Origin of the sequence: Blastococcus haudaquaticus (genome assembly GCF_900230285.1) — a bacterium.
Classification (GTDB): Bacteria; Actinomycetota; Actinomycetes; order Mycobacteriales; family Geodermatophilaceae; genus Blastococcus_B; species Blastococcus_B haudaquaticus.
In genome coordinates this window covers 1,157,941-1,172,032 of sequence record NZ_OCNK01000001.1, presented here as the reverse complement: position 1 = coordinate 1,172,032, position 14,092 = coordinate 1,157,941, and the positions used below count along the sequence as shown (strand labels likewise).

Here is a 14,092-nt window from a genome sequence, read left to right as displayed (position 1 = left end):
CGCAGCGCGAACGCGCCGACCGGACGGTGACGGGTGGTCGCTACCGTCGGATCGGTGACCGTCGCCCGCTCCGTCGCGTTGTTCGTCCTGGCCGCGCTCGCCGAGATCGGCGGGGCCTGGCTCGTCTGGCAGGGCGTGCGGGAGCACCGGGGCTGGATCTGGATCGGTGCCGGGGTGATCGTGCTCGGGCTCTACGGCTTCGTCGCGACCCTGCAGCCCGATGCGAACTTCGGCCGCATCCTCGCGGCCTACGGCGGGGTCTTCGTCGCCGGCTCGCTGCTCTGGGGCATGGTCGTGGACGGCTTCCGCCCCGACCGCTGGGACGTCGCGGGCGCGCTGATCTGCCTCGTCGGCGTCGCGGTCATCATGTACGCCCCCCGCGCCGTCTGACGCCGGATCGATCCTCGGGCGCCGCATCGGCTGAGGGTGCCGCCTGGCGGCTGGAGCTGATGCGCGTTGCCTCAGGCGGCGATCTTGGCGAGGCGCGGGCGGGCGTGCGCCCGGACCTCACAGTGCGGCTGTCACTCGAGCCGACGGCACGGCAAGACACGTCCGCACGGCGAGTGCTGGCATCGCCAGTCACTCGACGAAGCCCGCGGGTCGTGGACGGGACCGCAGGGAGGGATGCTTCGGAACGCTCGCTGCTCGCGGCGGCCTGCATCAGCCCCGGCCGCCGGGCGGCGGCACCGCTCAGGGCCCGGCTCGGCTGAGGATCTCCGAGCCGTCCGGCCGGTAGGTGTGCCAGCGGTCGGTGCCGGGATCCCGCTGGATTCCGAATCCGCCCTCGTGGACAGCGGTGTGGTGGCGTTCACAGAGCAGCGCCCCGTTGTCGCAGTTCGTCGGGCCACCGTGCGCCCAGTGGACGACATGGTGGAAATCGCACCACTCGGGCAGGGCGTCGCAGCCGGCGAACACGCAGTGCTCGTCGCGGACCTCGACGGCCCGCCGGATCCCTGCGCTGGGTGCGCGCTGCTCACGGCCGGAGTCCAGCGGCAGTCCGCTCGGGCCGGTGATGATGCGCGAGACGCCGGCGTCGCAGGCCAGCCGCCGCGCCGTCTCCGGGTTGATCGGGCCGGCCCATCCCAGGGACCCGCCCGAGAACCCGGCCGCGCCACGCTCCGCGCACAGCGCCATCAGGTCGATGGTGACCCGCACGTGCGGGCGTTCCCCGCGGACGGTCGGCAGCCCGCCGGCGTCCAGGGCGCCGCGGGCGAGCGCCACCAGCGCCTCACCCTGACGTTCGGCGTGCGAGCGCAGGTCGCCGGCCGGGCGGTCGCCGTTCATGAGCGCCCCGAGGGCGGTGTGCAGGTACTCCCCACCGGCGGCGTCGAGTTCGCCGCGCAGGTGCACCCGACCGTCCAGGCCGGTCGCCATGGTGAAGCGGCGGCGGGTGTCGGCGGCGTCGTCCAGCGTCCCGTCGGGGTCCACGCCGGCGACCCAGGCCTTCACGCCGCGGGCAGTCTCGTGCGGCGCGGTCTCGCGTGCCAGGTCGGCGAGGATCGCGTCGGTCTCGGCGAGATCGATGCCGGCGTCGGCGGCTTTCGCCAACCGACGGGGAGTCATCTCCTTGGTGATCACCCGGGCGTGCGCGGCGCTGATCTCACCGGCGGCGAACGCCGCCGACGTTTCCGGCAGTAGCTCCAGCCGCCGGCCGGTGGACACCGCCGCCGTCGCCAGCTCCGGGGCCATCCGGCAGCTGCCCCGCAGCCAGGCCTTCATCGACACGGCCCCGTCGCGCTGATAGGCCTCCCGCTTGTCCGCCGCCCGGACCACGGTCGTCATCGCCGCGGCGATCCGGTTGCTCGCCGTCACCAGCTCAGCCGTCAGGTCCAGCAGCGCCTCGGCGGACAGTTCAGCGAGGTCGATCCCGGCCAGCTCGTCGAGGGTCGAACGCAACTCCGACACGTCGGACCCCCTCTCCCACGGCTCCTACCGACACCCCGACAGTAGGCAAGGGGTACGACAGAAACCGCAGGTCAGAGGCGGAAGGACCGGCAGAGTCGCAATGTCGTCGAACGCAGGCAGAACGCGACCCGGAGGGGCGACGGTCGGCGCGTTGGCCACGAGACGAACGGAACCGGCTCGTGCAGTTCTGCCCAGCCGGCGGGTGGACCGTCGGTGCCGGTGGAGGACGAGGCCATGACGTCGCAGGGACCGCAGTACGGCGCCCCCGATCCCTGGGGTGCGGCCGCGGGCGGCCAGGGCGCCGGTCCCTACCCCGGCCAGCCGCCCCGCCCTACGGACAGCGGCCCTACGGCGGTTACGGCTACCCGTACCTGCCGCCGCAGCGCACCAACGGGGCCGGCCATCGCCTCGATGGTCCTGGGCATCCTGTGGATCCACTGGCTGGGCAGCATCCTCGCGCTCGTCTTCGGCTGCATCGCCCGCAGCCGTTCGCCAGCGCGCGGAAGCCGGCGGCGGGATGGCGATCGCCGGCGTCGTCCTCGGCTGGGTGGGTGTGGGGATCCTCCTCCCCGGGATGGTGGTCGGGGCCGCCGCCCGCACCGGCTACTAGCCGGGCACCGGAGCCGACCTCGCGGGAGCCCGGTCAGGGCGTCAAGATCTCCGCATGAGCGACCCTCGTGCGGGACAGCCCGCCCAGCCCGGCGACCTGGTCGACGTCGCCTCGCTCGTCACCGCCTACTACACGATCGAGCCCGACCCGGCCGAGCCCGCGCAGCAGGTCGTGTTCGGCACCTCCGGCCACCGGGGTTCCAGCTTCGACGCCGCGTTCAACGAGGCGCACATCCTGGCCACCACCCAGGCCATCTGCGAGTACCGGGGCGAGCAGGGCTACGACGGGCCGCTGTTCATCGGCCGCGACACCCATGCCCTCTCCGAACCGGCCTGGGCGACGGCGCTGGAGGTGCTGGTCGCCAACGACGTCACCGTCCTGGTGGACGACGCCGGGCGCTACACCCCCACGCCGGCGGTCAGCCACGCGATCCTCGGCGCCAACCGGGGCCGGACCAGCGGCCTCGCGGACGGCATCGTCGTCACCCCGTCGCACAACCCGCCCCGCGACGGCGGCTTCAAGTACAACCCGCCGCACGGCGGGCCGGCGGACACCGACGCCACCGGCTGGATCGCCGGCCGGGCCAACGACCTCCTGCGCGCCGGGCTCAGCGGGGTCCGCCGGGTGCCGCTGGAGCAGGCGCGGGCGGCCGCGCGGGGCTACGACTTCCTCGGCACCTACGTCGACGACCTGCCGACCGTCGTCGACCTCGACGCGATCCGGCAGGCGGGCGTGCGCATCGGTGCGGACCCCCTGGGCGGGGCCAGCGTCGACTACTGGGCAGCCATCGCCGACCGGCACCGGCTGGAGCTGACCGTGGTGAACCCGCTGGTCGACCCCACCTGGCGGTTCATGACGCTCGACTGGGACGGCAGGATCCGGATGGACTGCTCCTCCCCCTCGGCGATGGCCTCGCTGGTCGGCCGGAAGTCGGAGTTCGAGATCGCCACGGGGAACGACGCCGACGCCGACCGGCACGGCATCGTCACCCCCGACGGCGGGCTGATGAACCCCAACCACTTCCTGGCCGTCTCGATCGCGTACCTGCTCAGCCACCGCCCGGGGTGGGCCGGTGACGCCGCCGTCGGCAAGACGCTGGTGTCCAGCTCGCTGATCGACCGCGTCGTCGCCGACCTCGGCCGCGCGCTGGTGGAGGTGCCGGTCGGGTTCAAGTGGTTCGTGCCGGGGCTGCTCGACGGGTCCGTCGGCTTCGGGGGCGAGGAGTCGGCCGGCGCATCCTTCCTGCGCCGGGACGGCGGGGTCTGGACGACGGACAAGGACGGCATCCTGCTGGCCCTGCTCGCCAGCGAGATCCAGGCCGTGACGGGGCGGTCCCCCTCGAAGCTGCACCGGCAGCTCACCGAGCACTTCGGGGAGTCCGCCTACGCCCGGATCGACGCCCCGGCCACCCGGCAGCAGAAGACGGCGCTGGGCAGGCTGTCGCCGGACGACGTCATCGCCACCGAGCTGGCCGGGGAGCCGATCACCGCCAAGCTGACCCGCGCCCCGGGCAACGACGCCGCCATCGGCGGCCTCAAGGTGACGACGGAGAACGCCTGGTTCGCCGCGCGGCCCTCGGGCACCGAGGACGTCTACAAGATCTACGCGGAGTCCTTCCACGGACCCGAGCACCTGGCGCAGGTCCAGGAGGAGGCCCGGAGCGTGGTCACCGCGGCGCTGGGAGGCTGACATGACCATGCCCGCGACGGACCTCGTCGAGCTGCTCCAGGAGCTGGTGCGCCTGTCCACCGTCTCCGGGGACGCAGCCGCCCAGCGGCAGGCGATGGGGCTGCTCGTGGAGGTGCTGCGGGAGCGCGCGCCCCATCTGCAGGCCAGCCGCGGCGACGACCCCGACCAGCCGTGGACCCTGTTGCGCACCCCCACCGACCCCGCCCGCCCGCAGCTGCTGCTGGCCTGCCACGTCGACACCGTGCCGGTCCCCGACGAGGGCAGCTGGGCGCGCGACCCGTTCGGGGCGGACGTCGACGGCGGGCGCGTGTGGGGCCGGGGCGGCAGCGACATGAAGGCCGGGGTGGTCGCGGCCGCCGCCGCGCTGGCGGCCGCGGATCCGGAGACGCCGGTCGCCCTCCTCCTCACCAGCGACGAGGAGATCGGCTCGAAGGGGGCGGCCGCCGCAGCGGCGGCGCTGGCCGAGCAGCGGATCGGGGCGGTCATCGTGCCGGAGGCCACCGGCAACCAGGTGGTCCTCGGGCACAAGGGCGCGCTGTGGGTGGGTGTCCGCACCGCGGGGCGGGCGGCGCACGGCAGCACACCCGAGCGCGGCCACAACGCCGTCCTCGACCTCGTCGCCGTCCTCGGCCGGGCCGGCGCGGGCCTCCCGCTGAGCTCCGACGCCTTCCTCGGCACCGAGACGTGGAACGCGGGCGTGATCAGCGGCGGCACGGTGCCGAACGTCGTCCCGGACAGCGCGGAGGCGCTGATCGACATGCGGACCGTCGGCGACCCGGGGCAGTTGCTCGCGTGGTGGCGCGGTCAGGCCGAGGTCGCCGACGTGGAGGTGCGGGTGGACCTGCCGCCGATGAGCACCCCCGCCGACGACCCGTGGGTCACCGGCCTCCCCGCGGCGGTGCAGCCCGGGCCGGCGACCTACTTCACCGACGCCTCGGTGCTGCGCCCGGCGGTCGGCACGGCGCCGATCGTGGTCTGGGGTCCCGGAACGCCGGCGGTCATGCACGCGCGGGACGAGTACGTCGAGGTGACCGAGCTCGAGCAGGCGGCCGCCACGTTCACCGAGGTCGCCGCGCGGTGGGGCCGCCGTCCCTGAGACGTGCCCCACATCGATGCACTCCTGAATCGAATACACCGATGCATCGAATACAGTCCTGCATCGTGACCGTGGAGGACGTCGAGACGCGTCCCAAGCGCCGCCGTGCCGACACCGTCGAGCGGCTGCTGGACGCGGCGCTGGAGACGTTCGCCGAGGTGGGCTTCGCCGCCGCCAGCGTGGAGGACATCTGCCGCCGCGGTGGGTTCACCCGCGGCGCGTTCTACTCCAGCTTCCGCAGCAAGGACGAGCTCTTCGCCGCCCTCTTCACCCGGGAGACCGCCCGCAACCTCGCCCGGGCGGAGCAGCAGCTGGTCGGCATCGAGCACGCCGCCGACCCGGTCGCCACCGCCGTGGAGCGCTGCCTGTCCACCCTGCGCGCCGACCGCACCTGGGTGCTCGTCCTCATGGAGTACCGGCTGCATGCGGCACGGCACCCGGAGGCGGCCGCGGCACTGCGGCAGCACGCCGACGAGATGCACGCCCGCCTCGCGGCACTCATCGACGCTGCCGCCCCGAGGACCGGGCTCCGGCTGACCGTGTCGTCGGATCAGCTCGCCCGCATGATCCTCGCGGTCCACGACGGCGCCGTCGTGCAACAGCTCCCCGACGGCCGCGACGACGCAGCCGAGCTCCAGCGCACCGCCCTGCTCCTCCTGCTGCGCTCCGCAGTCACCACCTGAGCGCAGTCACCACCCGAGTCGTCCCACGGATCCGGAGATCTCTTCCCCATGGCAACCCTGCTCGCCCGGCTCGGCCGCGCTTCCTTCCGTCACCGAGGCGTGGTGTCGGTGGTCTGGCTGGCCGTCCTCGGCGCCGTCGTCGCACTGCTGCTCACCCTGGGCAACTCCTTCGACGACGAGTTCACGATCCCGGGCTCGGAGTCGCAGGACGCCCTGGACCAGCTGAACGAGGCCGCCCCCGGCGCCGGCGGTGCCAGCGCCCAGATCGTTTTCGTGGCCCCCGACGGCGCCACCGTCGCCGATCCGGCGTTCGCCGCCGCCATCCAGCAGGTCGTCGCCACGGCGGCGGAGACGCCGCAGGTCGGCTCGGTGGCCGACCCCTTCCGGACCCAGGCGATCGCCCCCGACGGCGGGGCGGCGCTGGCCACCGTCTCCTTCGAGGTGGAGCGCGAGCTGCTGGACCCGGGCACGCTCGACGCCCTCCAGGAGACGACCGCGGCCGCGGAGGACGCCGGCCTCGAGGTCGCCGTCGGCGGCAACGCCTTCGGGACGACGGGCGTGACGATCGGCGCCACCGAGTTCATCGGTGTCGGTGTCGCCGTGCTCGTGCTGGTGCTGACCTTCGGCTCGCTGCTGGCCGCCGGCCTCAACCTGCTGACCGCGTTCATCGGCATCGCCATCGGCATGGGCGCCCTGCTGCTGACCTCGAACCTGGTCACGCTGTCCTCGTCGGCCCCCACGCTGGCCCTGATGATCGGGCTCGCGGTCGGCATCGACTACACGCTGTTCATCCTGTCCCGGCACCGCACCCAGCTGGCGGCGGGGATGGATCCGGAGGAGTCGACGGCGCGCGCGGTCGGCACCGCAGGGTCGGCCGTCGTCTTCGCCGGCCTCACGGTGGTCATCGCGCTGTCCGGCCTCACCGTCGTCGGCATCCCGTTCCTGACCGTGATGGGCGTCGGCGCCGCCGGCACCGTGCTGGTCGCCGTCCTGGTGGCGCTGACCCTGCTCCCGGCGCTGCTGGGCTTCGCCGGCGCCCGCCTCGCCCCGAAGCCCGGCTCGCGGACCGCCCGCCGCGAGGCGGCCGACGCGGCCGCGAGCACCGGCGTCGGCGGCTCGATGGGCGCCCGGTGGACCCGGCTGGTCACCCGCCGTCCGCTGCTGACCGTGGTGGCCGTCCTGGCCGGGCTGATCGTGCTGGCCCTCCCGGCGCCGCAGCTGCAGCTCGCGCTGCCCGACAACTCCACCGCCGCGCCGGAGAGCCCGGAACGGCAGGCCTACGACCTGATCAGCGACAACTTCGGCCCGGGCCTCAACGGGCCGCTCGTGGTCCTCGTCGAGGGCCTGGACCCGGCGACCGCCGAGCGGTCGGTCGGCGAGATCGCCGTCGCCCTGGGCGGCACGCCGACGCAGACGCCGGGCGAGTTCGAGGGCGGTCTGGACGACGTCGCCTACGCCCAGCCGACCCTGCTGCCCGACGGCACCACCGCGATCGTGACGGTGATCCCGGAGAGCGGCCCGCAGGAGGAGGCCACCAACCAGTTGGTGGGTGCCATCCGCGACCTCGCTCCCGACCTGGAGGAGGAGACGGGCGCCGATCTCGCCGTCACCGGCCAGACCGCGGTCGCGATCGACGTGTCCGACCGGCTCGGCGCGGCACTGCTGCCCTTCGCGGTCGTCGTCGTCGGCCTCGCGCTGGTTCTGCTCCTGCTCGTGTTCCGCTCGATCCTGGTGCCGATCAAGGCGGCCGTCGGCTTCCTGCTGTCGGTGGCGGCCTCGTTCGGCGCCGTCGTGGCGGTGTTCCAGTGGGGCTGGTTCAGCGACCTGCTCGGCGTCCCCGCCACCGGCCCGGTGATCAGCTTCCTGCCCGTGCTGCTCATGGCGGTGCTCTTCGGGCTGGCCATGGACTACGAGGTCTTCCTGGTCTCCCGGATGCGGGAGGAGTACGTGCACGGGGCGGAACCCCGCGAGGCGGTCGTCACCGGGGCGCGGCACGCCGCCCGCGTCGTCGTGGCCGCGGCGCTCATCATGTTCTCGGTGTTCGCCAGCTTCGTGACCATCGAGGACGTCATCGTCAAGGCGATCGCCCTCGGCCTCGCGGTCGGCATCCTGGTGGACGCCTTCCTGGTCCGGATGACGCTCGTCCCCGCGGTCCTCGCGCTGCTGGGCCGCTCGGCCTGGTGGCTCCCCCGCTGGCTGGACCGCATCCTCCCGGACCTGGACGTCGAGGGCGCCCGGCTGGGCGCCGCGCCGCACCCGCCCGCCCCGCGGGAGCCGGTGACGACGCCCGTCGGCTGAGCCGGAGAGCCGTGGCGGACGACCAGGCGACAGTGACGCGCGGGGCGGCCGGGGACGCACGGTCTCCTGCGGCGCGTCCCCAGACCCGGGCAGCATGTCCGGAGCCGCGCCCCGGCCACGGCACACTCTCCCCATGACCAGCGAGGGCAGCACGCAGGACTGGGACGCCTACCCGCCCGGGACCTACGTGCCACCGGCACAGCCGCCGGGTCAGTGGCAGGGCTACGACCAGCAGGCGTACGGGTCGGTCCCGGGCTACGGCCAGCCGCCCGGGTACGGCCCGCCGCCCGGCTACGGCCAGCCGCCTGGCTACGGCCAGCCGCCTGGCTACGGCCCGCCGCCCGGGTACGGCCCGCCGGTCTACTGGTCGCCGGCGCCGCTGCCGTGGCCCCACGGCCCGGCGCGGCCCGGTGCGGCGCTCGCCGCTGCCGTCCTGGGCTTCGTCACCGGCGGCCTGACCCTCCTGGTCTCGCTGATCATCCTGCTCGCCGTCACCGACGGGGAGGACGACCTGTCCACGGTCCTGATGCTGCTCGGCTTCCCGTGCGCGTTCGCCGTCATCGCGGGCGCGGCCGTCCTGCTGGGCCGCGGGTCGCCGAAGGTGCTGTTCGGAGGAGCGCTCGCATCGGTCGGCGTCCTGCTGCTGGTGGGGATCGTGGGCGCGGCCACCCAGGACGCGGACACCGTCATGGGCATGGTGTTCTTCGGCGTGTTCGCGCTCCCGCTGCCGGTCCTGACGGCGGTGTACGCGTGGCTCCCCCGGGTGCGGGGCTGGGCGGCCGCGGGCTGAGCCCCCGCGGAGCTGCGCTCAGCGCTGCCGCGCCGCCTGGCGCCGGCGGCGGGACTTGTCGGCGTACATGGCGTCGTCGGCCTCGCGGATGACCCGCTCGTAGACGTCGCCCGGGTGGTCACCGCCGGCCACGGAGCCGATGCCGATGCTGAGCCCGACGGAGATCGTCCTGCCGTCGAGGACCAGCGGCTCGGTCACCTGGGCGCGCAGCCGTTCCGCCAGGATCTCGGCGTCGGCGGGCTCGGTGTTCTCGCAGACGATGCTGAACTCGTCGCCACCGAGCCGCGCCGCGGTGTCGCTGGCGCGCAGCACCGAGCGCAGGCGCTCGGCGAAGGTCACCAGCACCAGGTCGCCCATGGGGTGCCCGAGCTCGTCGTTGATCGCCTTGAAGCCGTCCAGGTCGGTGATGAGCACGCAGGTGGGGGTCTCCTCCCGGCGTCCCCGCTCCAGGGCGTGCCAGAGCCGGTCCTGGAAGAGCAGCCGGTTGGGCAGGCCGGTGAGCGGGTCGTGCAGCGAGCGGTGGACCAGCTGTGCCTCGAGCGCCTTCCGCTCGGTGATGTCCTCGACGATCATCACGAGGTGGGCGGCCTGGCCGTCCCGGCCCTCCGCCACCATGGAGGCGGTGACCTGCACGGGAAGGTCGGTGCCGTCGGCGCGCAGCAACCGGGTCTCGATGCGCATCGGCCGGGTGGATGCCGCGATCCAGGAGGAGTGCGCCTGCCGGGCGGACGACACGGCGTCGGGGTGGATCTGGTCGAGCACCGAGTGCCCGTGCATGTCCTCCTCGCTGCGGCCCAGCATCAGGCACAGCGCCGGGTTGGCGTCGACCAGGATGCCGTCCGGCGTGGTGAGCGCGATGCCCATGGGGGCGTTGGCGAAGGCGCTCCGCCGGTCGGCCGGGGGCAGGGCGTCCACGACATCGATCACGTTCTGCCTCCTTCCATCGCACCCATCCTGCGTGACCACTACCCGGTTGCCCGCGGCGGGCGTCACGGAACCGTTCCGAGTCACCCGCCCGGGTCACCCGCCCGGGTGGCGGCGCGGAGGTGCAGGATGCGGGGGACCACTGACAGTCGAGGGGTGCGGCGTGATCGGGAGTTGGGTGTGATCGAGTTCGACCTGGTGCTGCCGACGGAGGTCGACGTCCGCGAGGTCGGCATGCGTGACGGCCTCCAGATCGAGGCGCCGGTTCCGCTGGAGGCCAAGCTGGCCATGCTGGAGGCTCTGGTCGCCACCGGCGTCCGCCGGATCGAGGCGACGTCGTTCGTCTCTCCGAAGGCCGTCCCCGCCCTCGCCGACGCCGACCAGGTCGCCGCCGAGCTGTCGCGCTGGGGCGACGTGCACTGGTCGGCGCTGGTCGCGAACCCCCGCGGGGCGGTGCGGGCCGTGGACGCCGGCGTCGCCCACCTCGAGTACGTCGTCTCCGCGTCGGACGCGCACAGCCGCGCCAACGCCGGCCGGTCCACCACCGATGCCGTCGCCGCCGTCGGCGAGATCGCCGGGCTGGCCCACGGGGCCGGCGGCTCCCTCGAGGTCATCATCGCCACTGCCTGGGACTGCCCCTTCGAGGGCCGGACGGCGATCCCCCGGACCGTCGACGTCGCCCGCGCCGCCGTCACCGCGGGCGCCGACCAGCTCTGCCTCGGCGACACCATCGGCACGACCACGCCGCTCCGCGTCGTCCAGCTGCTCGACGCGGTGCGCCGGGCCTGCCCCGGCGTGCCCGTCGGCGTGCACTTCCACGACACCCGCGGCACCGGCCAGGCCAACGCCCTGGCCGCCATCCAGGCCGGCGTCACCCAGCTGGACTCCTCGGTCGGCGGCCTCGGCGGTTGCCCGTTCGCCCCCGGCGCCAGCGGCAACATCGCGACGGAGGAGCTGGTCTACCTGCTCGAGGAGTCGGGGGTGCGCACCGGGATCGACCTGGACGCCGTGCTCGCCGCCGCCCGGATCACCGAGGAGGCCGTGGGCCACGAGCTGCCCAGCTCCCTCTACCGGGCGGGCGGCCGATCGGTGCCGCGGCCCGCATCGTCCGCCGGGTGACGGGCCACCCGGTGCCCGACGGCGCGCCGCCGATCGTCGACCCGCGGGTGATGCGGGAGGTCCTCGGGCACTTCGCGTCCGGTGTCACGGTCGTCACCGCCGCCACCGAGGAGGGCCCGCTCGGCTTCACCTGCCAGTCGTTCAGCTCCCTGTCCCTCGACCCGCCGCTCGTCGCCCTGGCACCGGCGCGGACCTCCACGACGTGGCCCCGGCTCCGCCGCATCGGCCGCTTCTGCGTCAACGTGCTGTCCGAGGGGCAGGACGCCGTCTCGCAGAACTTCGCCCGGTCCGGCCCGGACAAGTTCGCGGGCGTCCCGTGGACCCCTAGTGCGCACGGCTCGCCGGTCCTGCACGACGTGGTGGCGTGGATCGACGGGGAGCTGTGGGCCGAGTACGACGGCGGCGACCACACGATCGTCGTGGCCCGCGTGCTCGACCTCGGAGCCCATGCCGACCGACGTCCGCTGCTGTTCCACCGCGGCACCTACGGGCTGTTCCGGAGCTGATGGAACGGCGCCGAGGGGTGGGGGACGTGGGGTCCTTTCTCAGCCGAAGCGGACGGCCAGCACCGCGACGTCGTCCCGGTGGTCCAGCGCACCGCTCACAGCGACGTCGCAGAGCTCCCGCGGCCCGGCGCCCACCGGCGCGCCGGCGACCCGCTCGTAGAGCTCGTGGATTCCCTCGTCCATGTCGGCACCGGGGTGCTCGATGAGGCCGTCGGTGTAGGCGACGAGGGTGGTGCCGGGCGGCACGTCGAGCACCACCGTCCCGCGGTGCGTCGTGACGTCGACGCCGACCAGCATCCCGGTGATCTCCTCGAGCACCCGCACACCGCCGTCGGGCGACCGGAGCAGGGCCGGCGGGTGGCCGGCGTTCGCCACGTGCACCCGCCACGGCGCCCCCGGGGCCGACGGCGGTACGGCGCGGGCGTAGACCATGGTCGCGAGCGAGGCGACCTGCAGACCCTGGACCAGCCGGTCGACGCGGGCCAGCACGCTGCCGGGGTCGGGGTCCTCGGCGTCCCAGATGCAGGCCCGCAGCAGGCCGCGCAGGTGGCCCATCGCGGCCGCGGCGGCCACGTCGTGGCCCACCACGTCACCCACCACGATGCCGATCGATCCGTCCGGCAGGTGCAGCAGGTCGTAGAAGTCGCCACCGACGTCGGCCGCCGTGGACGCGCTCACGTAGTGGGCGGCCGACTCGATGCCGGGGACCTCCGGCAGCACCGGCAGCAACGAGCGCTGCAGGGTGTCGGCCACCGAGTGCTCCCGCTGGTACAGCCGCACGTTGTCGATGGCGAGGGCGGCGCGCCCGGCCAGGTCGGCGGCCAGGTCGACGTCGCTCTGCGTGAAGGCGGGCCCACCCGGGCTCCGTACCAGTGCGATGGCGCCCAGGGTCCGGCGCCGGGCCACCATCGGGACCGTCAGCACGGAGCTGCCGCCCAGTCGGTGGAACACCTCCCGCGCACCGATCGAGGTGATGGCCCTCTCGATGATCTCGGGGGTGACATCGGCCAGCAGCACCGGCGCCGAGCTCGTCATGCTCCGCCGGCTCGGGGACTCGGCGGGCAGGTGCAGCACGTGCAGGTCGGTGAACAGCTGGAGATCGGCTTCCCGGCCGTCCCGGTGCCGGGCCACGGCGCCGTGGATGTCGCCGTAGTCGTCGAGCACGGTGACGTAGACCCAGTCGGCGAGGCGAGGGACGCAGAGGTCGGCCAACCGGTCGAGGAGCTCGTCCATGTCCAGCGTGGCGATCAGTGAGCTGGTCGCCTCCGCCATGAGCGCCAGCCGGCTCTGGGCACGTTCGGCCTCCCCCTGCGCCTGCTCGGCGTCCCTCCGGGCCTGCTCGGCCACGGCCCGGGCCAGTTCGGCCTCCTGGCGGGCGGCCTGCTCGGCCGCGAACGCGGCCTCCCGTTCGTGCTCCACGCGGACCCGCTCGGTGACGTCGGTCTGCACGCCCACGAAGCTGACCAGCTCGCCGTCGCCGTCGAAGACGGGGCTGACCGACAGCTGGTTCCAGAAGGCCGTGCCGTCCTTGCGGTAGTTCAGCAGGGTCGTCGTCACCGTGCGCTGCTCCGCGATCCCGGCGCGGATCTCCTCGACGGCGCCGGCCTCGGTGGCCGACCCCTGCAGAAAGCGGCAGTTGCGGCCGATCACCTCTGCCGCCTCGTAGCCCGTGACCCGGGTGAACGACGGGTTGACCCAGATGAGCGGGTTGTCCGGCCGGCGCGGATCGGTGATGGTGAAGGCGGTGTCGGTGGCGAGCACCGCCCGTTCGCGCAGCGCCTGCAGATAGGCCTCCGGATCAACGACCTCGTGTGGCGGGTCGTGGTTCAGGAACACGACGAGGGACAGCTGCTGCTCGCTGCCGTCCTCCGACAGCGGGAAGCCGGTCACCCACAGCAGCGAGTCGTCCTGCCCACCGGGGCCGGCGGCGTCCGCTCGTTGCTCCTCGGTGCTCCTGCCCGGGGCGAGGCGCACGGCCTCACCGGCGACCGGGCGACCCTGCGCCACGGTCGACAGCGGCCCGGTGGTGCTGGCCAGCGGATCGCCCGAGAGGTCGGTCAGCCCAGCTGAGGCCCCCCAGGTGTCGACGTCGACCGGGAGGCGCACGTTCCCGGCCAGCTCCACCGCGGCCGGGTTGGCGTAGACGACCGAGCTGGCCGTCCGGTCGATGATCAGCACGGCGACCGGCACCCCGGAGAGCACGCCCGGGAGGCTCGACTGCGCTCCGGTGGGACCGCTCCGCCCGGAGCCGGCAGCGCTGGCGGCGGTGACGATCCCGGCCTGCTGCCACAGGTCGGGGTCGGCAGCAGCGGGTGACCCGGGATGCTGGCGCTCGGTCGGCACGGAACCATCTAACCGCGTGCCATCGATCGGTCTCAGGGCTGACCTGCGATTCTCCGCGGACGTGTGGCCGAGGGCGGCACGGGGAACCGCCCGTCCGCGGCCGCCGCGGACCCTCCGCCGCGGTCCCGC

General features: G+C 74.0%; 11 protein-coding genes. 8 read left to right on the top strand and 3 right to left on the bottom strand.

The window, feature by feature from the left end; translation table 11 throughout:
• The first annotated feature begins 54 nt into the window (after positions 1-54).
• A complete protein-coding gene (locus CRP30_RS05715) occupies positions 55-390 on the top strand; it encodes a YnfA family protein (protein ID WP_097183171.1) in 336 nt (111 codons plus the stop codon).
• Positions 391-690: 300 nt separating this feature from the next.
• Here the strand turns inward: CRP30_RS05715 and CRP30_RS05710 are convergent, their stop codons facing one another.
• Positions 691-1,905, bottom strand: a complete 1,215-nt coding sequence (locus CRP30_RS05710) for an HNH endonuclease signature motif containing protein (protein WP_097182895.1) — start codon at positions 1,903-1,905, stop codon at positions 691-693.
• A gap of 664 nt (positions 1,906-2,569) precedes the next feature.
• On the opposite strand from CRP30_RS05710, the gene pgm reads away from it, so the two are divergent.
• The 5 genes from pgm (at position 2,570) to CRP30_RS22235 (ending at position 9,071) form a co-directional block, all read left to right on the top strand.
• Positions 2,570-4,204 carry a phosphoglucomutase (alpha-D-glucose-1,6-bisphosphate-dependent) gene (pgm, locus tag CRP30_RS05705; protein WP_097182894.1) on the top strand — a complete coding sequence of 545 codons (1,635 nt, stop codon included), beginning with the start codon at positions 2,570-2,572 and terminating at the stop codon, positions 4,202-4,204.
• 1 nt (position 4,205) lies between these two features.
• Positions 4,206-5,300, top strand: a complete 1,095-nt coding sequence (locus CRP30_RS05700; RefSeq protein ID WP_097182893.1) for a M20 family metallopeptidase — start codon at positions 4,206-4,208, stop codon at positions 5,298-5,300.
• A gap of 65 nt (positions 5,301-5,365) precedes the next feature.
• Positions 5,366-5,983, top strand: a complete 618-nt coding sequence (locus tag CRP30_RS05695; RefSeq protein ID WP_159961549.1) for a TetR/AcrR family transcriptional regulator — start codon at positions 5,366-5,368, stop codon at positions 5,981-5,983.
• Positions 5,984-6,031: 48 nt separating this feature from the next.
• Positions 6,032-8,281 (top strand): MMPL family transporter, encoded by a 2,250-nt coding sequence (locus CRP30_RS05690; protein ID WP_097182891.1) that lies wholly within the window; start codon positions 6,032-6,034, stop codon positions 8,279-8,281.
• A 133-nt stretch (positions 8,282-8,414) separates the two neighbouring features.
• The gene (locus CRP30_RS22235) at positions 8,415-9,071 is read left to right on the top strand and encodes a hypothetical protein (RefSeq protein WP_143278403.1); all 657 of its coding nucleotides are present in this window, start codon (positions 8,415-8,417) and stop codon (positions 9,069-9,071) included.
• An 18-nt stretch (positions 9,072-9,089) separates the two neighbouring features.
• Here CRP30_RS22235 and CRP30_RS05680 read toward each other — a convergent pair whose 3' ends face one another.
• Positions 9,090-9,998: a GGDEF domain-containing protein gene (locus CRP30_RS05680; RefSeq protein ID WP_097182890.1), complete on the bottom strand. Its 909-nt coding sequence runs from the start codon at positions 9,996-9,998 to the stop codon at positions 9,090-9,092.
• A 177-nt stretch (positions 9,999-10,175) separates the two neighbouring features.
• Between CRP30_RS05680 and CRP30_RS05675 the strand changes: the two genes are divergently transcribed.
• Together CRP30_RS05675 and CRP30_RS05670 are read left to right on the top strand one after the other, a co-directional pair.
• Positions 10,176-11,114 carry a hydroxymethylglutaryl-CoA lyase gene (locus CRP30_RS05675; RefSeq protein ID WP_097182889.1) on the top strand — a complete coding sequence of 313 codons (939 nt, stop codon included), beginning with the start codon at positions 10,176-10,178 and terminating at the stop codon, positions 11,112-11,114.
• Positions 11,111-11,620, top strand: a complete 510-nt coding sequence (locus CRP30_RS05670) for a flavin reductase family protein (RefSeq protein ID WP_235003187.1) — start codon at positions 11,111-11,113, stop codon at positions 11,618-11,620. Before CRP30_RS05675 ends, CRP30_RS05670 begins: the two co-directional genes overlap by 4 nt.
• 39 nt (positions 11,621-11,659) lie before the next feature.
• On the opposite strand, the gene CRP30_RS05665 is transcribed toward CRP30_RS05670, so the two are convergent.
• Positions 11,660-13,963 carry a SpoIIE family protein phosphatase gene (locus tag CRP30_RS05665; protein WP_097182888.1) on the bottom strand — a complete coding sequence of 768 codons (2,304 nt, stop codon included), beginning with the start codon at positions 13,961-13,963 and terminating at the stop codon, positions 11,660-11,662.
• Between the last annotated feature and the right edge of the window lie 129 nt (positions 13,964-14,092).

Coding starts and splice junctions, on each gene's coding strand:
- pgm (WP_097182894.1), top strand. CDS start 2,570: ATGAGCGACCCTCGTGCGGGACAGCCCGCCCAGCCCGGCGACCTGGTC.
- CRP30_RS05700 (WP_097182893.1), top strand. CDS start 4,206: ATGACCATGCCCGCGACGGACCTCGTCGAGCTGCTCCAGGAGCTGGTG.
- CRP30_RS05690 (WP_097182891.1), top strand. CDS start 6,032: ATGGCAACCCTGCTCGCCCGGCTCGGCCGCGCTTCCTTCCGTCACCGA.
- CRP30_RS22235 (WP_143278403.1), top strand. CDS start 8,415: ATGACCAGCGAGGGCAGCACGCAGGACTGGGACGCCTACCCGCCCGGG.